Genomic DNA, 18923 nt, shown 5'->3' with positions numbered 1-18923 from the left:
AAACGCCGGACGGGCTGGATAGTTCCAGCCCGTCCGGCGTTTGAGGACATCTTGTTCGGGGTCTGGGGCGGAGCCCCAGGTAGGCCCGGGGCGCAGGCACGGTTTTCGGGAAGGGGCGGGGTTGGGGAAAACTCAGTGCTCGTTGGATGCCAGCCGCAGCAAATGATCCGCCAGCGCCTGGCCCCCCGCAGCCTCCCTGCTGATCAGCATCAGGGTGTCGTCCCCCGCGATCGTCCCCAGGATGTCGTGCAGCTCCGCCTGGTCGATCGCCGAGGCGAGGAACTGCGCGGCCCCCGGCGGCGTCCGCAGGACGACGAGGTTGGCCGAGGCCTCCGCCGAGATCAGCAGCTCCGCCGAGAGGCGGCGCATCCGCTCCTCCTTGGCCGACTCCCCCAGCGGCGCCCGCGGCGTGCGGAAGCCGCCCTCGCTCGGCACCGCGTAGATGAGGTCGCCCTCGGCATTGCGGATCTTCACCGCGTTCAGCTCGTCCAGGTCACGGGAGAGCGTCGCCTGCGTGACCGTCAGACCGTCGTCGGCGAGCAGCTTCGCCAGCTGGCTCTGGGAGCGGACCGGCTGCCGGTTGAGGATGTCCACGATCCGGCGGTGACGTGCGGTGCGGGTCTGCGGCACTGCGGGCCCGGCGTGATCCGGGTGTTCCGCGTGCTCGTTGCCTTGCGCCTGGCTCATCGTCGTCTCATTCTCCGGATCGTCCGTCCCCGTTGGCCGCGGTGGCCTGGTCAAGCACGCCGGGCAGGGCCCGCAGGAGCGCGTCCACCTCGTCGTCGCGCACGTTCAGCGGCGGCATGAGCCGTACGACATCGGGGGCGGGCGCGTTCACCAGGAAGCCGGCGTCCTGAGCCGCCTGCTGCGCCTGGGGCGCGAGCGGCTCGGTGAGCACGATACCCAGCAGCAGGCCCGCACCCCGGACATGGCCCACGAGCGGGTGTCCGAGTGACTCGATTCCGTCACGCAGCTTCTCGCTCGCCCGCTTCACGTTCTCCAGGAGTCCGTCGGCCTCGATCGTGTCGAGTACCGCGAGTCCCGCGGCGCACGCCACGGGGTTCCCGCCGAACGTCGTTCCGTGGTGACCGGGCTTGAGGAGCTCCGCCGCGGCGCCGAACGCGACCGTCGCGCCGAGCGGCAGACCGCCGCCGAGTCCCTTCGCGAGCGTGACGACGTCGGGCTCGACGCCCTCGTGCGCGAGGTACTCGAACCAGTGGCCGGTGCGGCCGATTCCGGTCTGCACCTCGTCGAGGACGAGGAGGGTCCCGGTGGCCGTCGTGATGTCGCGGACCGCCTTGAGGTAGCCCGCGGGCGGTACGACCACGCCGTTCTCGCCCTGAATGGGCTCGACGATCACGAGGGCGGTCTCCTCGGTGACCGCCGCCCGCAGGGCCTCCACGTCGCCGTACGGCACGTGCGTGACGTCGCCGGGCAGCGGCAGGAACGGCTCCTGCTTCCCGGGCTGTCCGGTGAGCGCGAGCGCCCCCATGGTGCGGCCGTGGAAGCCGCCGTCCGTGGCGACCATGTGCGAACGCCCGGTCAGGCGGCCGATCTTGAAGGCGCCTTCGTTGGCCTCGGCGCCGGAGTTGCAGAAGTACACCCGGCCCGCGCGCCCGAAGAGCTGGAGCAGCCGCTCGGCGAGGGCGACCGGCGGCTCGGCGATGAAGAGGTTCGACACGTGGCCGAGGGACGCGATCTGGGTGCTGACCGCCTCGACGACCGCCGGGTGGGCGTGGCCGAGGGCATTGACCGCGATGCCGCCGACGAAGTCGACGTACTCCTTGCCGTCGGCGTCCCAGAGCTTGGTTCCCGCGCCGCGGACGAGGGGCAGCCTGGGGGTACCGTAGTTGTCCATCAGCGCGTCCTGCCAGCGCTGGGTCAGCTCCTCGTTGCCGGTCATGCCGCTTCCCCCTGTGTCTCGTTCTCGGGCGCGTCGGGCACGACCATCGTGCCGATGCCCTCGTCGGTGAAGATCTCGAGCAGGATCGAGTGCTGGACCCGTCCGTCGATCACCCGGGCCGTCTCGACGCCGTTGCGCACGGCGTGCAGGCAGCCCTCCATCTTCGGGACCATGCCGCTGGCCAGCTCGGGAAGGAGCTTCTCCAGCTCCTTCGCGGTCAGGCGGCTGATCACCTCGTCGCTGTGGGGCCAGTCCTCGTAGAGGCCCTCGACGTCCGTGAGGACCATCAGGGTCTCTGCGTCCAGCGCAGCCGCAAGTGCCGCAGCCGCCGTATCAGCATTGACGTTGTAGACATGGTGGTCGTCCTGGGAACGTGCGATCGAGGAGACGACCGGGATGCGGCCGTCCGCGAGCAGGGCCTCGATGGCGCCGGTGTCGATCTCGGTGATCTCGCCGACCCGGCCGATGTCGACCAACTCGCCCTCGATGCGGGGCTGGTGCTTGGTGGCGGTGATGGTGTGCGCGTCCTCGCCGGTGAGGCCGACGGCGAGCGGGCCGTGCTGGTTGAGCAGGCCGACGAGCTCGCGCTGGACCTGTCCTGCGAGCACCATGCGTACGACGTCCATGGCGTCCTCGGTCGTGACCCGCAGGCCCGCCTTGAACTCGCTGACGATGCCGTGCCGGTCGAGGGCCGCGCTGATCTGCGGTCCGCCGCCGTGCACGACGACGGGCTTGAGGCCCGCGTGGTGCAGGAAGACGACGTCCTGCGCGAAGGCGGCCTTCAGCTCCTCGTCGACCATGGCGTTGCCGCCGAACTTGATGACGACGGTCTTGCCGTGGTGCCGGGTCAGCCAGGGCAGCGCCTCGACGAGGATCTGCGCCTTGGGGAGCGCGGTGTGCTTCCGCGCGGTCGGGTTGCTCGGGTTGCCGCTCATGACGCGTACGCGCTGTTCTCGTGGACGTAGTCGGCGGTGAGGTCGTTGGCCCAGATCACGACCGGCTCGGTGGTGCCCGCCGCCAGATCCGCGGTGATCTTGATTTCCCGGTACCGCATGTCGACGAGGTCGCGGTCCTCGCCCACGCTGCCGTTCTTGCAGACCCAGACGCCGTTGATGGCGACGTTCAGCCGGTCGGGCTCGAAGGCGGCCTTCGTGGTGCCGATGGCGGAGAGCACCCGGCCCCAGTTGGGGTCCTCGCCGTGCAGGGCGCACTTGAGGAGGTTGTTGCGGGCGATGGAGCGGCCCACCTCGACGGCGTCGTCCTCGGATGCGGCGTTGACCACCTCGATCCGGATGTCCTTGCTCGCGCCCTCGGCGTCGCCGATGAGCTGGCGTGCGAGGTCGTCGCAGACGGTGCGGACGGCCTCGGCGAACTCGGCGTACTCCGGAGCGACTTGAGAAGCACCGGAGGCCAGCAGCAGCACCGTGTCGTTCGTCGACATGCAGCCGTCGGAGTCGACCCGGTCGAAGGTGACCTTCGTGGCGTCGCGCAGCGCCTTGTCCAGGACGCCGGCTTCGAGGTCGGCGTCCGTGGTGAGGACGACGAGCATCGTGGCGAGTCCGGGGGCGAGCATGCCCGCGCCCTTGGCCATGCCGCCGACCGTCCAGCCGTCCCGGGTGACCACGGCCGTCTTGTGCACGCTGTCGGTGGTCTTGATGGCGACGGCGGCCTTCTCGCCGCCGTGCGCGGAGAGTTCACCGGCCGCGCTCTCGACTCCCGGCAGGAGCTTGTCCATGGGGAGCGTGACGCCGATGAGCCCGGTCGACGCGACGGCGACCTCGCCCGCGTTCAGGTCGAGCGTCTGCGCGACCTTCTCGGCGGTGGCGTGCGTGTCCTGGAAGCCCTGCGGGCCCGTACAGGCGTTGGCGCCACCGGAGTTGAGGACGACGGCCGAGACGAGCCCGCCCTTGACGACCTGCTCCGACCAGAGGACGGGGGCCGCCTTGACGCGGTTGGAGGTGAAGACGCCCGCGGCGGCCAGGCGGGGCCCGGCGTTGACCACGAGGGCCAGGTCCGGGTTGCCGTTCTCCTTGATCCCGGCGGCGATGCCCGCCGCCGTGAATCCCTTAGCTGCCGTCACACTCACGGCGCGACTCCGATCGTAGTCAGCCCGGTGGCCTCGTCGAGGCCGAGGGCGATGTTCATGCTCTGCAGGGCGCCGCCCGCGGTGCCCTTGGTCAGGTTGTCGATGGCGCTGATCACGATGACGCGGCCCGCCGCCTGGTCGTACGCGACCTGGATCTGCACGGCGTTCGAGCCGTACACGGCGGAGGTCGCGGGCCACTGCCCCTCGGGGAGCAGGTGCACGAACGGTTCGTCCGCGTAGGCCTTCTCGTACGCGGCCCGCAGGGACTCGGCACTGACGCCGTCCGTCGCCTTCGCGCTGCACGTGGCGAGGATGCCGCGCGGCATCGGGGCCAGGGTGGGCGTGAAGGAGACGGTGACGGGGGTGCCCGCGGCCGCGGAAAGGTTCTGGATCATTTCGGGGGTGTGCCGGTGGACTCCGCCGACGCCGTACGGCGACATGGAGCCCATGACCTCGGAGCCGAGCAGGTGCGGCTTGGCCGCCTTGCCCGCGCCCGAGGTCCCGGAAGCGGCGACGATCACCGCTTCGGCCTCGGCGAGCCCGGCGGCGTACGCGGGGAAGAGTGCGAGCGAGACGGCGGTCGGATAGCAACCGGGCACCGCGATGCGCTTGGACCCCTCAAGGGCCGCGCGAGCGCCCGGCAGTTCGGGCAGGCCGTAGGGCCAGGTCCCGGCGTGCTCGCTGCCGTAGAACTTCTCCCAGTCCCCCGCGTCCTTCAGCCGGAAGTCTGCGCCCATGTCGACGACGAGGACGTCCGGGCCGAGCTGCTCGGCGACAGCGGCGGACTGGCCGTGGGGCAGGGCGAGGAACACGACATCGTGACCGGCGAGGGCCTCCGCGGTGGTCGGCTCCAGGACACGGTCGGCGAGCGGCATCAGGTGCGGCTGCAGCGCACCCAGGCGCTGGCCCGCGTTCGAGTTGCCGGTCAGGGCGCCGATCTCCACCTCGGGGTGGACGAGCAGCAGACGCAGCAATTCACCGCCCGCGTACCCGCTCGCTCCTGCCACTGCTGCACGTACCGCCATGGAACCCTCCTCTTGGAGGGCATGACTATACGCAAAGCCGCAGTTTTATGCAACGAATGGATCGCCCGTTCGGCGCTTCCAGCAGGTCCGCGCCCGCCTGTCGGTGCGCTACTGGAAAGCGACCGGCACGGCGAGCGAGGGAGCAGCGATGGGAAAGAAGCGACCGGACCGCGAGGGAGCGGACGCCTCCATGGGCGACGGCCACGCATCGGGCGAGGGTGCCCGCTGGATCGGGAACACGAACGCGCCGCCGGAGAGGAGGCAGCCCGCCGACAAGGAGGCGCCCGGACCCGACGCCGTCGAGGAAGCCGGGCCGGACGACGGCGGCAAGTCGGCCGATGACAGCCCGCCCGACGGCCGACCCACGCGATGAGTACCGGCGGGTGACCCGCGCGATGAGTACGGCCGGGTGACCCGCGCGATGAGTTTCGGCGGGGGCGAGGGTCTCTACAGGCAGACGAGGGCCGCTACGGGCGCAGAGCCCTGAGCGCGGCCCACCCGAGCTCCGCCGACGGCAGGAGAGAGTCATGCCCCGCATCACGCCCACCCTCTGGTTCGACACCCAGGGCGAGGACGCCGCCACGTTCTACGTCTCCGTCTTCCCGAACTCGAAGATCACGGACGTGGCCCACTACGGAGAGGCCGGGCCGCGCCCTGCCGGGACCGTGATGACCGTCGAGTTCGAGCTCGACGGCCAGCCGTACCTGGCACTGAACGGCGGCCCCGAGTTCACCTTCGACGAAGCGGTCTCCCTCACGATCGACTGCGCCGACCAGGAAGAGGTCGACCACTACTGGACGAAGCTCTCCGAAGGCGGCCAGGAGGGCCCCTGCGGCTGGCTCAAGGACAAGTTCGGGCTCTCCTGGCAGGTCGCCCCCGCCGACCTGGGCAAGCTCATCTCCGACCCCGACCAGGCGCGGGCCCAGCGCGCCATGGCGGCCATGCTCGGCATGAAGAAGATCGACGTGGCGGCGCTGTACGCGGCGGCGGACCAGAAGTAGGCACGGCGGCACCAGCGGGCCAGGTCCGCCAAGTCCCGCCTAAATGGTTTGACTTGGAGTCGACTCCAGCTCCTAGGGTCGGAGCCGTCCGCCCGCACTGGGCACACGGCTCCACCTGGAGGTACCGCCATGACCAGCATCCCCACGCGCCGTCTCGGAGCACTGACCGTCTCGGCCCAGGGACTCGGCTGCATGGGGATGAGTCACGCGTACGGCGCCTCGGACGACGCGCAGTCGATCGCGACGATCCACCGTGCCCTCGACCTCGGCGTCAGCCTGCTCGACACCTCCGACTTCTACGGCGGGGGCCACAACGAGGAGCTGATCGGCCGCGCGCTCGCCGGGCGGCGCGAGCAGGCCGTCGTCGCCACGAAGTTCGGCTTCGCCAACCGGCTCGGCGAGCCCACGAAGATCAGGGGCGACGCGGCGTACGTACGACAGGCGTGCGACGCGTCGCTGCGGCGCCTCGGGACCGACCACATCGACCTCTACTACCTGCACCGCGTCGACCAGGACGTGCCGATCGAGGAGACCGTCGGCGCGATGGCCGAGCTCGTCGAGGCCGGGAAGGTGCGCCACCTCGGGCTCTCCGAGGCGAGCGCGCGGACGATCCGGCGGGCGCACGCGGTGCATCCGATCGCCGCGCTGCAGAGCGAGTGGTCGCTGTGGACGCGTGACCTGGAGGCGGAGATCGCGCCGGTCTGCCGGGAGCTCGGCATCGGCCTCGTGCCGTTCTCGCCGCTCGGCCGCGGCTTCCTGACCGGGCGCTACACCTCGGTCGCCGGGCTCCAGGAGGGCGACATGCGGCGCGAGCAGCCGCGGTTCGCCGACGGGAACCTGGAGCGGAACCTGCCCATCGTGACCGCCCTCGACGCGCTCGCCGACAAGAAGGGCGTCACCGCGGGGCAGCTGGCCCTGGCCTGGGTGCAGCACCGCGGCGACGACGTGGTGCCGATCCCGGGCACGCGCCGGGAGAAGTACCTCACGGAGAACCTGGGCGCGCTCGCCGTCGAGCTCTCCGCCGATGAGCTCGCGGCGATCGACGCGGTGGCGCCGACGGGTGCGGTCGCGGGAACCCGGTACGACGAGGGCAGCCTCGCGTTCGTCGACAAGTAGACAGCGGCGGCGGCAGCGGCAGGCATCGCCGGGACCGGGTGCCGGGCCCTGTCCCGCGTAATCTGCGGGGCATGCCCTTTCCGGATGAAGCAGCCGACGCCCTGGTCGTGGTGGAGTACCGACCGTCGTGGCCGACGGACTTCTCGCGTCTGGCCTCCGTCCTGAGGCGCGCGCTGGGGGACCTCGCGGTCGCCGTCGACCATGTCGGTTCGACGTCCGTGCCGGGGCTGGCCGCGAAGGACTGCGTGGACGTGCAGGTGCGGGTGGACTCGCTCGACGAGCCGCGCCTTGTCCCGCCGCTCACCGCGATCGGCTTCCGGCTGAGGCCCGAGCCGTGGAACCACTGCGAGGTCTCGGCGGGCCACCACTGCCCCAAGCTGGTCTTCGCCCCGCGGCCCGGCGCCCGCCGCTGCAACGTCCATCTGCGGGAGGACGGCCGCCCCAACGCCCGCTACGCCCTCCTGTTCCGCGACTACCTGCGCGCGAGCAGCACGGCACGCGAGGCATGGGGAGCCTTCAAGCAGCGGCTCGCGCTGAGCGTCCCGGCGCGGCTCGCCGACTACGGCCAGATGGAGGGCGCCGAGCGGTGGGCGGCCGAGACCGGGTGGGAAGCCGCCACCGGGTGGGAGGCGCGATGAACGAGGCGTTTCACGGCGTACCGGATGTCCTCGCCTACCTGGCCGGGACGTGGCGGGTGGAGCGGACGGCACGGGATGTCGCCGGCCATGCAGAGGGCCACTTCACGGGCACGACGGTGTTCACGTGGGACGGCGCGGGCCTCCTGCACCACGAGTCCGGCACCTTCACCTGGCGCGGCACCGCCCGCCCCGCCGAACGCACCCTCCGCTTCCTGCCCGGCGACGACCCGGCCACCGCGCACGTCACCTTCGCCGACGGCCGCCCCTTCCACGACCTGGTCCTGCGCACCGGCCGGCACACCGCAGACCATCCGTGCGCGCTCGACCTCTACCGGGGCGAGTTCGAGGTGTACGACGAGCGACGCTGGCGGATGCGGTGGCGGGTCGCCGGTCCAGCCAAGGACCTGATTCTCACGACCGCGTACACACGACAGGCGTCATCAGCCGCACGACAGGCGTGATCAGCGCCGCCGCTCGGCGTTCGGCCGCTCGCTCTTGTGCGGTGCGGTCAGGTCGAGCAGGAGCATGGCGTCGTGGTCGGGGGTGGGGTTGGTGCCGGCCTCGGCGCGCAGACGGGCGACACAGCCACGGACCAGGCTCTCCCAGTCGGGGAACAGGTCGTGCGCGGTGGGGTGGGGGAAGAGGTAGCGGGCGAGGTTGCGCTGTGTGGCCGGCCAGTCGGCGAGGCCCGCGTACAGGGCGAGACCCGCGGGGTTCCAGGCGAGCAGGTCCACGGAGCGGCCGACGATGCAGGCCGGGTTCGGCCGCATCGAATCCAGGACCAGCTTCAGGTGCGGGCGGACCGTCCGGCTGGGCGGCGGAGGCGGCTCGGGGGCGTATCCGGCGGCCCGTGCGGCGAGCTCACGCAGGTGGTGGTTCTTTGTTCAGGGACCGCCGGACCCGATCGCCGCGGCCCCTTCGCCCTCGGCGGCGATCCGAAGGTTCCAGCGGCCGCCGTGGCCGGTGAGGGTGACCGTCGACAGGGGGCGGACGTCGATGTTCCAGTACGTCGAGGGGGGCGCCTTCAGGGCGTAGACGAGGGCCGCGCGGACGACGGAGGGCTCGGCCACGGCGAGGATCCGTGAGCCGTCGCCCACGGGGCGCGTGTCCAGCCAGCCGCCGATCCGCGAGATGAAGGCGAGGAGCGACTCGCCTCCGTGCGGCGCCGAGCGCGGATCCCGCAGCCAGGCATCGACGGCGGCGGGTTCGCTCGCCGTCACATCGCCGAGGGTCAGACCGCGCCAGCGCCCCATGTCACAGTCCCGCAGGGCGGGTTGGGCCAGGGGCGCGAAGCCGAGGGCGTCGCCGGTGGCGCGGCTGCGCGGCGTGGGCGAGCAGTAGCGCAGCTCGGCCACGCCGAGCGGCAGCAGCGCGGGCGCGGCGAGCTGCACCTCGTGCCAGCCCGACTGGTCGAGCGGCCGGTCGTCGTCGAAGCGCTCGGCGAGCAGCGAGCCGCTTCGCGCGGCGGCGATGAGCGAGACGCGAACCTGCATGCGGTGATCGTGGAGTGCGCGGCTGCCCAGGTCAAGGCTTCACCGAGAGTCCGTACGCGGTCCTCGCGGCAGGGGAATCGCTCACTGCAGGCCGAGCGCCATCCACTTCGCCGGGTCTTCGAGTGCGCTGAATCCGACCTTCTCGTACACCCCGTGCGCATCGGCCGTAGCCAGCAGGATCCGGCGCAGACCGCACGGCTCCAGGTGGTCCCGGATGGCCGCGACCAGCGCGCTCCCGAAGCCCTTTCCGCGCACGGAGCGGTCCACGTACACGTCACAGAGCCAGGCGAAGGTCGCCTGGTCCGTCACCACGCGTGCGTACGCGACCTGCTCGCCGGACGCGGAGTCGTACACCCCGAAGTTGAGCGATCCGGCGATCGCCCGGTCCTGCTTCTCGCGGGTCCTGCCCATCGCCCAGTACGCGTCGGTGGAGAGCCACTGGTGGATACGGGCGGCGTCGAGGCGGGCGGCGTCGGTGGAGATCTCGTACCCGGCGGGCAGCGGGTGAGGTGCGTCGGTCATGGCCGCAAGGGTCGCAGGCGCCCGCAGGAGCGTCGAGCGGATTTCGCCTGGTGGGACACGGACGCCGGGCGGGGCGGGCGCGCCGGTGGAGGTCTCGCACCCGGCACCTTCCCCGCCTCACGGCGACGCCCCCCACACTTCGTCGCACGCCCCCCGAAGCCTGCGCACGCCCTCGCCGATCTCCCCCACGCCCGCGACCGCGGCGAAGCTCAACCGCAGGTACGCCGCCGAGGGCTCGGCCGCGAAGTACGGGCGGCCGGGGGCCACCGCGACGCCCGCACGCAGCGCCGCGCCCACCACGTCCGCCTCGTTCGTGCCGTCGGGCAGGCGCAGCCACAGGAGGTAGCCGCCCGCGGGGATGTGCGGCAGGGCGAGGTCGGGGAGCTCCAGGCGCAGGGCCGCCGCCATCGCGTCCCTGCGGTCCTTCAACTCGCCTGCCACACGCCGCAGATGGCGTGGCCAGGCCGGGGATCCGACCAGTTCGAGCGCCGCCTCCTGGAGGGGTCTTGGCACGAAGAAGTGGTCGACGACCTGGATCGCGCGCAGCCGTTCCAGGACCGGTCCGCGCGCGGCCAGCGCGCTCACCCGGAAGCTCGGCGACGTGGCCTTGGTGAGCGAGCAGACGTGCACGACGACGCCGTCGGGGTCGTCGGACTGCAGCGGTCTGGGCAGCGGGCCCGCGTCCTCGTGGACGAGACGGCGCACGAAGTCGTCCTCGATGACGAAGGCCCCGGCCTCACGCGCGATGCGCAGCACCTCCGGGCGGCGCTCCGCGGAGAGCACGGCACCCGTCGGGTTCTGGAACAGCGGCTGGCAGACGAACACCCGCGCCCCGGTGGCCTTGAACGCCGCCGCGAGCAGTTGGGGCCGTACGCCGTCCACGTCGACCGGCACCGGGACCGGCCGCAGCCCCGCCGCGCGGGCGATGGCCAGCATGCCGGGATATGTCGGCGACTCGACGAGGACCGGCGCTCCCGGCGGGGCAAGGGCACGCAGGGCCGTGGTGAGCGCGCTCTGGCCGCCCGCGGTGATCAGCACCTCGGCGGCCGTGATCGAGCCGCCGATGCCCCGCGCGAACCACTCCCGCAGCTCGGGGAGCCCGTCGACCGGCGGCCTCCCCCACGCGCCTGGCCGCCGCCCCGCCCGCGCGAGGGCCGCCGCCATCGCGCGCTCGGGCTGCAGCGAGGGGTGCAGATAGCCGCCGTTGAACTCGATGATGCCGGGCGGCGGCGCCGCGAGCGTGACCAGGACCCCGGAGGCGTCCACCGCGCGCGGCACCAGTTCCGTGGCCGCGTCCGCGCTCAGCGCCACCTCCTGCCACGAGGTGTCCCCGGCCGGCGCGGCGGCGGCCTGCGGCTCGGCGCGGAAGACTCCGGCGCCGGGCCGCGTGACGACAAGGCCCTCGGCGGCCAGCTGCCCCAGGGCCCGCGACACGGTCACCGGGCTCACCCTGAACCGGTCGACCAGTGCCCGACTCGACGGCAGCTTTCCACCAGGTGAGTAGCGGTCCAGCTCATTCCGCAACTGCTTTGCCAACTCAGCCACACTGCTACTCTCTTGCATGACAGCACAGGATAGCGCTACTCGCCGGAGTCGGATAGCGGTCACCACCGCCACGGGTACCACCGCCACGGCCCCGCAGAACAGCTCCCGCCGCAGCGGCACCGTCATGGCCGCACTCGGCGTCACCGCCTTCTCGCTCACCTTCCCCTCCACCGCCTGGGGCCTCGAAGGCATCGGCCCCTGGTCGTTCGTGGCCCTGCGCTGCGTCCTGAGCGCGGTCATCGCGGGCGGCGCCCTGCTCGCCCTGCGCGTCCCGCTGCCCGCCCGCCGCCACTGGGCGGGGCTCGCGGTCGTCGCCGCCGGAGTCGTCATCGGCTTCCCGCTGCTCACCACGCTGGCCCTGCAGACCTCCACCACGGCCCACGCGGCCGTGGTCGTCGGACTGCTCCCGCTGACGACCGCCGTGTTCTCGGCGCTGCGCACCGGGGCGCGGCCCTCGCGGATGTTCTGGGCCGCCGCCCTCACCGGCGCGGCCGCGGTGATCGCATTCACCGTCCAGCAGAGCGGCGGCGCCCTGTCGACGGCCGACCTGTACCTCTTCGCCTCGCTCCTCATCTGCGCGGCCGGGTACACCGAGGGCGGTCGCCTCGCCCGTGAGATGCCGGGCTGGCAGGTCATCGGCTGGGCGCTCGTCCTGTGCCTGCCGCTCGCCGTGGCGGGTGCGGCCGTCGCGCTCCAGTCCGAGCCCTTCCAGCTCACCGGGCACAGCGCCACCGGGCTGCTCTACTCCGCCGTCGGCTCGCAGTTCCTCGGCCTGGTCGTCTGGTACCGCGGCATGGCGGCGATCGGCGTCCCCAAGGCGAGCCAGCTCCAGCTCGCCCAGCCGCTGCTCACCCTGGTCTGGTCGGTGTTCCTGCTCGGCGAGCACCTCACGCCCGCCGCGCCCCTGACCGCCGCAGCCGTCCTCGTGTGCATCGCGGTCACCCAACGGGCGCGCGGCTAGCCGCCGACGGCAAGGCCCCAGCTCCGGCCACCCGACGTAGACTTGCCGCCACGGATCGCAACCGCAGGGTGGGACGAGGAGGTCGCTCCAGATGCGTGCAACCGTAGGCGACAAGCTGGTGGTCCACGGCAGGGTCGTCGGGCAGCACGACCGGATCGCGGAGGTCGTCGAGGTGCTCGGCGCGGACGGCGGACCGCCGTACCGCGTGCGCCTCGAGGACGGCCACGAGACGGTCATGTCGCCGGGCCCCGACACCGTCGTACGGCACCAGGACCCGGCTCAGTAGCTCCCGGCCGGGAACCGGATCAGCGTGGTGGCCTGGCCCGCTGCTGATAGTGGTCGGCGACCACCCGGGCCATCGCGCCGATCTTGTCCACGCCCACTTCCTTCGCCGAGAAGTAGACATGCCCGCGCGCCTGCGGGAACTCCTTGGCGTACGTGAGATGGCGGGACAGCTCGGCGGGGTCCTGCCAGGCCGCGGGCTGTGCGGGATCGCCCGCCTTGTAGAGGGCCTCCCCCACGTACAGCCGCACGCCCGTGTCCTTGACGACGTCGGCCCACCAGGGCAGCAGCTTGCCGTAGTCGGCGACGGCGAAGCCGATGTTCCAGTAGAGCTGCGGGCAGATGTAGTCGAGCCAGCCCTTCTTGACCCAGCCGCGCGTGTCGGCGTGCAGGTTGTCGTAGGTCTGCACGCCGGCCTGGGTGTCCGAACCGAGCGGATCGGTCGAGGCGTTGCGCCAGACCCCGAAGGGGCTGATCCCGAACTGCACGTGCTTGCGGACCTTCTTGATCCGCGTCCCCATGTCGCGCACCAGGCGGTCGATGTTGTCGCGCCGCCAGGCGGCGCGGTCCGGGAAGCCGCCGCCGTAGCGCGCGAAGGCGTCGTCGTCGTCGAAGACCTGCCCTGCGACCGGATACGGGTAGAAGTAGTCGTCCCAGTGCACGGCGTCCACGGCGTAGTGCCGCACGGCGTCGAGCATCGCGTCCTGGACGAAGCGCCGCACCTCGGGCAGGCCCGGGTTGTAGTAGAGCTTCCCGCCGTAGGGCACGACCCAGTCGGGGTGCAGCCGCGCGGGGTGCGTCGGGACCAGGCGCGAGGGGTCCGTGTGGTTGGCGATACGGAACGGGTTGAACCAGGCGTGCAGCTCAAGACCCCTGCGGTGCGCCTCGGCCACGGCGGTGCCCAGCGGGTCCCAGCCGGGGTGCTTGCCCTGCACGCCGGTGAGGCACTCCGCCCACGGCTCGTACGGCGAAGGCCACAACGCGTCGGCGGTGGGGCGCACTTGGAACACCACGGCGTTCAGCCGGCGCCGTACGGCCGTGTCGAGATGGCCGATCAGTTCGGCGCGCTGCTCCGCCGGTGCGAGGCCGGGCTTCGACGGCCAGTCGCGGTTGGCGACGGTCGCCAGCCACATGCCCCGCAGCTCACGCCGTGAAGGGGCCCGCTCGGGCACGGCCGCCGCGTCCCCCGCGGCTGTGAGCCCCGCCACCATCGCGGCTGCCGCAATCGTGAAACCTCGGCGTGACATACGCCTCATCCGCTCGCCCCCTGGCCTGTATATCCGCCGGAACCGCTGCTTGTAGGGGACAGCATGCCCGACCCGGCACGTCATGCACCGGAGGTTCCGGAGTAACGTTCACCGCTGGGGCAGACACCGCAACCGTACGGAGGGCTGCCCTCCCGTTGATCAGCGAAAGGCACGAGGTGACCGACTCTATGCCCGACATCGCACGCGTCGGAGTAGTGGGCTGTGGCCAGATGGGCGCCGGGATCGCGGAGGTCTGCGCCCGCTCCGGACTCGATGTGAAGGTCGCGGAGACCACCGGCGAGGCCCTGGAGATCGGCCGTACCCGGCTCTACAACTCCCTCTCCAAGGCCGCCGAACGCGGCAAGATCTCGGAGGAGGAGCGCGACGAGACGCTCGCCCGTCTGAGCTTCACGACCGACCTCGGGGAGTTCTCCGACCGCGACCTCGTGATCGAGGCGGTCGTCGAGAACGAGGCGGTCAAGACCGAGATCTTCCAGGTGCTCGACCAGGTGGTGACCCGGCAAGACGCGATCCTCGCCTCCAACACCTCGTCCATCCCGCTGGTGAAGCTGGCCGTCGCCACCTCCCGCCCCGACGCGGTCATCGGCATCCACTTCTTCAACCCGGCCCCGGTGCAGCAGCTCGTCGAGCTGATCCCCGCGCTGACGACGTCCGAGGGGACCATCAGCCGCGCGCAGTCGATGGTCGAGAAGGTGCTCGGCAAGCACGCGATCCGCGCCCAGGACCGCTCGGGCTTCGTGGTCAACGCACTGCTCATCCCGTACCTGCTCTCCGCGATCCGGATGTTCGAGTCGGGCATCGCGAGCCGCGAGGACATCGACAACGGCATGGAGCTCGGCTGCGCCCACCCGATGGGCCCGCTCAAGCTCGCCGACCTGATCGGCCTCGACACCGTCGCCTCGGTGGCGGACAGCATGTACGCCGAGTACAAGGAGCCGCTGTACGCCGCTCCCCCGCTGCTCCAGCGGATGGTGGACGCAGGGAGGCTCGGCCGCAAGTCCGGCTCGGGCTTCTACCCGTACGCCTGACCGGCTCACACTGGCATCTGAACTTCGCACCGCACGCGGGCCCGGCACTCCATCGAGTGCCGGGCCCGCGGCGTTCACACACCGTGTGCGCCCTGGGCTCGCATATGCCCTTCGCACACTCTCCCGCCCCGGCCGCCGGGCGAGTTTACTTTCCGTGCGCATCAGGGGGGTTGACAGCTACAGAAAGGAACGGACTTGTGACCGCCGACCCCGAACTTCGCGTGGTCCCCGAGGAACTCGCCGAGTTACGCCGCAGCTTGGACGTGGGCCTCGCCCGCGTCGACGGACAGCTGGCGTTGCTCACCCAACATGACGAACAGAGCGTCAAGAACCAGGATGAACTGACTGTGAGGATCACGGCACTGGAGCACACACGTTGGCCGCTGCCCGCCCTTCTCGCCCTGACGGCGGTTGGTGCGCTCGCCGTGGCAGTCTGGCAGGCCATCGGCCGTTAGTGCGCGTCCTGGCCCAGACGCAGGTGGTGCAGGAGGAGTAGCGCGGCCGCCATGTTGGCGGCCGGTACTTCACCGCGGGCCACCATGTCAGGGACGAGTTTGAGAGGGACCCATTCACGGCGGTCGGACTCGAAGTCGTCCTCGGGATGACCGATGTAGGTGCACTCATCCGACCAGTAGATGTGGTGCTTGGCGTCGGTGAGCCCATTGGACGGCTCGACACTCATCAGGTGTCGTAACGGGCCCGGCCGCCAGCCGGTCTCTTCCTCCATTTCCCTTGCGGCCGCGTACGCGAGGTCCTCACCGTCCTCGACGACACCCGCCGCCAGTTCCCAGCCCCAGCTGTCGGTGATGAATCGGTGCCGCCACAGCAGCAGCACCTCGTTGGCCTCATTGACGACGGTGGCCACGGCGACGGGCCGCAGCCGTATCAGGAAGTGGTCCAGGTGCCGGCCGTCGGGCAATTCGACATCTGCCAGATTGACCGTGAACCATCGGTTTCCATACACAGTTTGTTCGCTTTGTTTCGTCCACTGCACGGTTCTGCCACCTTCCGCCGAGTAGATGGCAATATCGCAGCAGGAGGGTGTTCAGAGCAGCGTGTGGAAGACGCCGGAGTTCAGCGCTCGCCGTGAGTCGTCGCAGGCGTACGCGCGGTGCGCATCACAGGGGCACGCGCAGCGCCCCGGCGATGAGTTCGGCCGCCTCGGCCGTGCCCGCGCAGTCGCTGCGCACCAGATGTTCCCGCACGGCCCGCAGCCGGTCGCGCAGCCGTTGGGACTCCATCCCCCGTGCCTGTTCTGCCATTTCCACCGCCGTGGCCACGGCCTCGTCGGTGTTTCCCTGGCGCAGTTCGATCTGGCTGAGCATGGCGAGCCGATGCACCCGGCCCCGGTCGTGTGCCGGCGTGTCCACCGCCGCCGCCGCATGCTCGTACGCTCCCGTGAGGTCGCCGAGGCTGAGCAGCGCCTCCGCCACTTGCACGTTGACGAGTCCGGGCTGGACATAGCCGGTCTCGTCCGGCTCACGCCCACGCCGGATGCGGTCCGCTGCGGCCTCCGCACGCCGGATGCAGGACAGCGCGCTGCTGCCGTCGCCCAGGTGCGCGTACGACTTGGCCTGCATGGCGTAGAGATCGGAGGCGAGGGCCGGGGTGAGATCGCGCCCCGCGGCGCGCAGCGCGGCCTCCGCGAAGGCCACCGCCTGGCGGTACTCGCGCATGAACAGGGACTGATTGACCAGGAGCGCGATGACGTAGGCGCCAAGTCCCCGGTCGCCGCTGGCCTTTGCCAGGCGAAGAGCCTGGTGGAAATAGCGCTGGGCCAGGCCGTGCGCGTCCGAGTCGTAGGCGCAGATGCCCGCGATGGCCACCAACCCGCCGGTGGATCTGTGCAGTTGACGCCCCGTCTCGTCCGTGTAGCTGCCGCGCAGCAGGGGCGCGGCCTCGGCGTTGAGGAAGCCGACGATGCGGGTGCGGGTCGCGATGCCGCCGGTCTTGCGGTACATCTGCTCGTAGTGGGCGCGGGCCGCGCGCATCATGTCGATGTCGGCCGTGCTGACCTGGTGCCTGCCGCCGCGCGAGACGTCCACGTCCTCGGGCGGGTTCTCCCACTCCCAGACCGGCATCACCGCGGGCGTCCCCGTGACCGCGGGGGCGCCGAGAAGGTGCGGGCGCTGCTGTTCGTCGGAGCGCCAGAGCGCGGTGGCCCTCTCCACGAAGCCGGACAGCGTCGAGGCCGCGGAACCCGCTCCCGCGACCGGCAGGCCCGGCACTCCGAGGCCGATGTCGTCCAGGGTCACGGTGCGCTGGAGCCGCCCCGCGAGGACCTCGCAGATCAGGTCGGGCACCTGGCCCCGCGGGCGCTGGCCCTTCAACCACCGGGAGACGGCGGTGTGTTCGTAGCGCAGGGCGAGGCCGCGCCTCTTCCCTGCCTGATTCACGTGGGCAGCCAGGCCCGCGTGGGAGATTCCCGCCTCGTCGAGGATCGCGTCGAGCAGGGTATTGGGCTGCATGGAGGCCCTCCGGTGACTCGGTGTCGCCAGCGTAGTAGAGGTGACTTCACACGGGGTGTGAACGGAACGCCCGAATCCGGGGGGTGTGCGCTCTGCCGTGGCCACTCCTGTCCCGATTGACTGAGATTCCTCACAAAGGAGGCCGGCCGGGCCGCCGGCTCCCCCTCGAAAAGTGCGGCGGCCCTCACCGGCGCCGCCCGCCCCGCTGTCTGCCCGACAACTCCAAGGCGGGAACGGGCGGCGCATGGCCGGTGGAGGTTGACGGTGCGTCACGTCATGGTGCTTTCCCGGCGCACCGTCTCCCCCTGCTGCTGGGGCACCCTCCGGCGGTCGTTGCGCAGGACGAGCAGCGCCGCGTCGTCGGTGGGCAACCGCCCGGTGTGGCGCAGGAGTTGGGCGTACACCGCGCGGATCACTGTCTGGGGCGCGACGGGCGGGACCCGCACCGCTTCGGTGAGCGCCGCCCGGAGCGGGAAGAACCGTCCGGCCGCGTCCCGCGCGTCCTCCATGCCGTCCGTGTGCAGCACGAGCGCCTCCCCCGGAAGGAGTGATCCGCAGTGCAGCACGGACAGTTCCGCGGGGAGCGGGAAGGGGCCGAGCGGCGGCAGCGGTTCCCCGCCGGCGACCGGTTCGGCGTGCCCGCTCAGGCGGTGCGGCCAGGGGTGGCCGCAGTTGAGCGCGGTCATCTCGCCGTCCGGGCCGATCTCCATCAGGAGTACGGTGACGAACTCCTCGGCCGGCGGACTGTCGGCAGGCACGCCGCCGCTCGCCGGATGCTCGGCGCGCGAACGCTCCCGCAGATGACGTCCCAGGGCGCGCTCCAACTTCCGGAGCACATGCGGCAGTTCCGGCTCTTCGTACGCGGCCTCGCGGAAGCTGCCGAGCACGGCGGCGGCCGTGCTGATGGCGGCCAGGCCGTGCCCGCGCACATCGCCCATGACGACGCGGACGCCGTGGTCGGTGGCCGCCACCTCGTACAGATCACCGCCGACGGAGGCGCCGCGTGACGCGGAGAGCCGCCCGGCCGCGACCGTGAGGCCCTCGACGCGCGGCGGCAGCGGGCGGAGCAGTGCGTTCTGTGCGACGCCCGCGACTTCGCGGAGCTGGCGCAGCTCCCGCAGCAGCGTGCCGTGCACATGCAATATCAGACCCGTGCCGACGGCGAAGAAGACCGCGCTGGTGACGATCCGCGCTTCAAGGCCGTTCTGCTGGGCGAGCGGGCAGACGAGTTTGTACGTGACGGCTGCCGCGCCCCACGCCGCGGGAAGGCCGAGCGAGAGGACGCGCCGGATCCGCGGCGGATCCACACGGAACGCCTTCGCCCCGGCCCTTGCCCGGAGCCTGGTCCGGAGCTTCGTCCGGCCCCTCGCCCGGAGGAGCTCCCGGCGGGGAGCTCCAGCCCTGATACGGATCATGCCGACGGCCCCCCTAAGGCCCTGTTCAGCGAGCAGGCCGCGCGGTCCGTACAGATCACGGCCCCTGCGGCCGGACTGATTCTGTCTACCGCCTGGGCCGATCGGGCCAGAGAGGGCTTACTAGTCACTCAAACGAGTGAAGGGCGTACCCGGAGGTCCGGATACGCCCTTC

21 protein-coding genes and 1 pseudogene are annotated in these 18923 nt (G+C 71.5%); 9 read left to right on the top strand and 13 right to left on the bottom strand.

Translation table 11 applies throughout. The features are described from left to right. Positions 1 to 132: 132 nt before the first annotated feature. Genes M4V62_RS34165 through argC form a run of 5 tightly spaced genes read right to left on the bottom strand, consistent with a single transcriptional unit; the run spans position 133 to position 5014 of the window. Positions 133 to 687 (bottom strand): arginine repressor, encoded by a 555-nt coding sequence (locus M4V62_RS34165; RefSeq protein ID WP_249591051.1) that lies wholly within the window; start codon positions 685 to 687, stop codon positions 133 to 135. A 7-nt stretch (positions 688 to 694) separates the two neighbouring features. Then, the gene (locus M4V62_RS34160; protein ID WP_249591050.1) at positions 695 to 1903 is read right to left on the bottom strand and encodes an acetylornithine transaminase; all 1209 of its coding nucleotides are present in this window, start codon (positions 1901 to 1903) and stop codon (positions 695 to 697) included. After that, on the bottom strand, positions 1900 to 2838 hold the full coding sequence (gene argB, locus M4V62_RS34155) for an acetylglutamate kinase (RefSeq protein ID WP_249591049.1): 939 nt from the start codon (positions 2836 to 2838) through the stop codon (positions 1900 to 1902). Before argB ends, M4V62_RS34160 begins: the two co-directional genes overlap by 4 nt. Next, entirely contained in the window at positions 2835 to 3989 is a 1155-nt protein-coding gene (argJ, locus tag M4V62_RS34150) for a bifunctional glutamate N-acetyltransferase/amino-acid acetyltransferase ArgJ (RefSeq protein ID WP_249591048.1), read from the bottom strand. The genes argB and argJ overlap by 4 nt, the downstream gene beginning before the upstream one ends. Next, positions 3986 to 5014 (bottom strand): N-acetyl-gamma-glutamyl-phosphate reductase, encoded by a 1029-nt coding sequence (argC, locus tag M4V62_RS34145; RefSeq protein WP_249591047.1) that lies wholly within the window; start codon positions 5012 to 5014, stop codon positions 3986 to 3988. The genes argJ and argC overlap by 4 nt, the downstream gene beginning before the upstream one ends. Before the next feature lie 148 nt (positions 5015 to 5162). Here argC and M4V62_RS34140 point away from each other — a divergent pair, with 148 nt between their 5' ends. From M4V62_RS34140 to M4V62_RS34120, 5 genes are all read left to right on the top strand, one after another. After that, positions 5163 to 5387 (top strand): hypothetical protein, encoded by a 225-nt coding sequence (locus M4V62_RS34140; RefSeq protein ID WP_249591046.1) that lies wholly within the window; start codon positions 5163 to 5165, stop codon positions 5385 to 5387. A gap of 154 nt (positions 5388 to 5541) precedes the next feature. After that, positions 5542 to 6015, top strand: coding sequence for a VOC family protein (locus M4V62_RS34135; protein ID WP_249591045.1), 474 nt, complete (start codon positions 5542 to 5544; stop codon positions 6013 to 6015). A gap of 129 nt (positions 6016 to 6144) precedes the next feature. Further along, complete coding sequence (locus tag M4V62_RS34130; RefSeq protein ID WP_249591044.1) at positions 6145 to 7131, top strand: aldo/keto reductase; 987 nt, start codon at positions 6145 to 6147, stop codon at positions 7129 to 7131. A gap of 71 nt (positions 7132 to 7202) precedes the next feature. Next, positions 7203 to 7769, top strand: coding sequence for a GrpB family protein (locus tag M4V62_RS34125; RefSeq protein WP_249591043.1), 567 nt, complete (start codon positions 7203 to 7205; stop codon positions 7767 to 7769). After that, complete coding sequence (locus M4V62_RS34120) at positions 7766 to 8230, top strand: DUF6314 family protein (protein ID WP_249591042.1); 465 nt, start codon at positions 7766 to 7768, stop codon at positions 8228 to 8230. Before M4V62_RS34125 ends, M4V62_RS34120 begins: the two co-directional genes overlap by 4 nt. Here M4V62_RS34120 and M4V62_RS34115 read toward each other — a convergent pair. The 4 genes and pseudogenes from M4V62_RS34115 to M4V62_RS34100 all read right to left on the bottom strand — a co-directional run. Then, a pseudogene (locus tag M4V62_RS34115) lies at positions 8231 to 8650 on the bottom strand (MmyB family transcriptional regulator); the annotation flags it as partial. It lies immediately after the preceding gene. A 3-nt stretch (positions 8651 to 8653) separates the two neighbouring features. Beyond that, positions 8654 to 9262: a histidine phosphatase family protein gene (locus M4V62_RS34110; protein ID WP_249591041.1), complete on the bottom strand. Its 609-nt coding sequence runs from the start codon at positions 9260 to 9262 to the stop codon at positions 8654 to 8656. An 81-nt stretch (positions 9263 to 9343) separates the two neighbouring features. Next, positions 9344 to 9784 (bottom strand): GNAT family N-acetyltransferase, encoded by a 441-nt coding sequence (locus tag M4V62_RS34105; protein WP_249591040.1) that lies wholly within the window; start codon positions 9782 to 9784, stop codon positions 9344 to 9346. A 117-nt stretch (positions 9785 to 9901) separates the two neighbouring features. Continuing rightward, on the bottom strand, positions 9902 to 11347 hold the full coding sequence (locus M4V62_RS34100) for an aminotransferase-like domain-containing protein (RefSeq protein ID WP_249591039.1): 1446 nt from the start codon (positions 11345 to 11347) through the stop codon (positions 9902 to 9904). On the opposite strand from M4V62_RS34100, the gene M4V62_RS34095 reads away from it, so the two are divergent. Together M4V62_RS34095 and M4V62_RS34090 are read left to right on the top strand one after the other, a co-directional pair. Beyond that, positions 11346 to 12290: a DMT family transporter gene (locus tag M4V62_RS34095; protein ID WP_249591038.1), complete on the top strand. Its 945-nt coding sequence runs from the start codon at positions 11346 to 11348 to the stop codon at positions 12288 to 12290. The two genes, M4V62_RS34100 and M4V62_RS34095, sit on opposite strands and share 2 nt — an antisense overlap. A gap of 91 nt (positions 12291 to 12381) precedes the next feature. Continuing rightward, a complete protein-coding gene (locus M4V62_RS34090) occupies positions 12382 to 12576 on the top strand; it encodes a DUF1918 domain-containing protein (protein WP_249591037.1) in 195 nt (64 codons plus the stop codon). 19 nt (positions 12577 to 12595) lie between these two features. On the opposite strand, the gene M4V62_RS34085 is transcribed toward M4V62_RS34090, so the two are convergent. Next, a complete protein-coding gene (locus M4V62_RS34085; RefSeq protein WP_249591036.1) occupies positions 12596 to 13828 on the bottom strand; it encodes a glycoside hydrolase family 10-like protein in 1233 nt (410 codons plus the stop codon). 179 nt (positions 13829 to 14007) lie between these two features. On the opposite strand from M4V62_RS34085, the gene M4V62_RS34080 reads away from it, so the two are divergent. Both M4V62_RS34080 and M4V62_RS34075 read left to right on the top strand, forming a co-directional pair. After that, on the top strand, positions 14008 to 14868 hold the full coding sequence (locus M4V62_RS34080) for a 3-hydroxybutyryl-CoA dehydrogenase (RefSeq protein WP_249591035.1): 861 nt from the start codon (positions 14008 to 14010) through the stop codon (positions 14866 to 14868). Positions 14869 to 15065: 197 nt separating this feature from the next. Then, entirely contained in the window at positions 15066 to 15323 is a 258-nt protein-coding gene (locus tag M4V62_RS34075) for a hypothetical protein (RefSeq protein WP_249591034.1), read from the top strand. Here the strand turns inward: M4V62_RS34075 and M4V62_RS34070 are convergent. From M4V62_RS34070 to M4V62_RS34060, 3 genes are all read right to left on the bottom strand, one after another. Then, a complete protein-coding gene (locus M4V62_RS34070; protein WP_249591033.1) occupies positions 15320 to 15862 on the bottom strand; it encodes an NUDIX hydrolase in 543 nt (180 codons plus the stop codon). The two genes, M4V62_RS34075 and M4V62_RS34070, sit on opposite strands and share 4 nt — an antisense overlap. A 124-nt stretch (positions 15863 to 15986) precedes the next feature. Then, on the bottom strand, positions 15987 to 17336 hold the full coding sequence (locus M4V62_RS34065) for an NsdA family TPR-like regulatory protein (RefSeq protein WP_249591032.1): 1350 nt from the start codon (positions 17334 to 17336) through the stop codon (positions 15987 to 15989). Positions 17337 to 17605: 269 nt separating this feature from the next. Continuing rightward, complete coding sequence (locus M4V62_RS34060) at positions 17606 to 18751, bottom strand: PP2C family protein-serine/threonine phosphatase (RefSeq protein WP_425574954.1); 1146 nt, start codon at positions 18749 to 18751, stop codon at positions 17606 to 17608. Positions 18752 to 18923 lie beyond the last annotated feature (172 nt).

This window comes from Streptomyces durmitorensis (assembly GCF_023498005.1).
Classification (GTDB): Bacteria; Actinomycetota; Actinomycetes; order Streptomycetales; family Streptomycetaceae; genus Streptomyces; species Streptomyces durmitorensis.
This window is presented reverse-complemented; position numbering and strand designations above follow the sequence as displayed.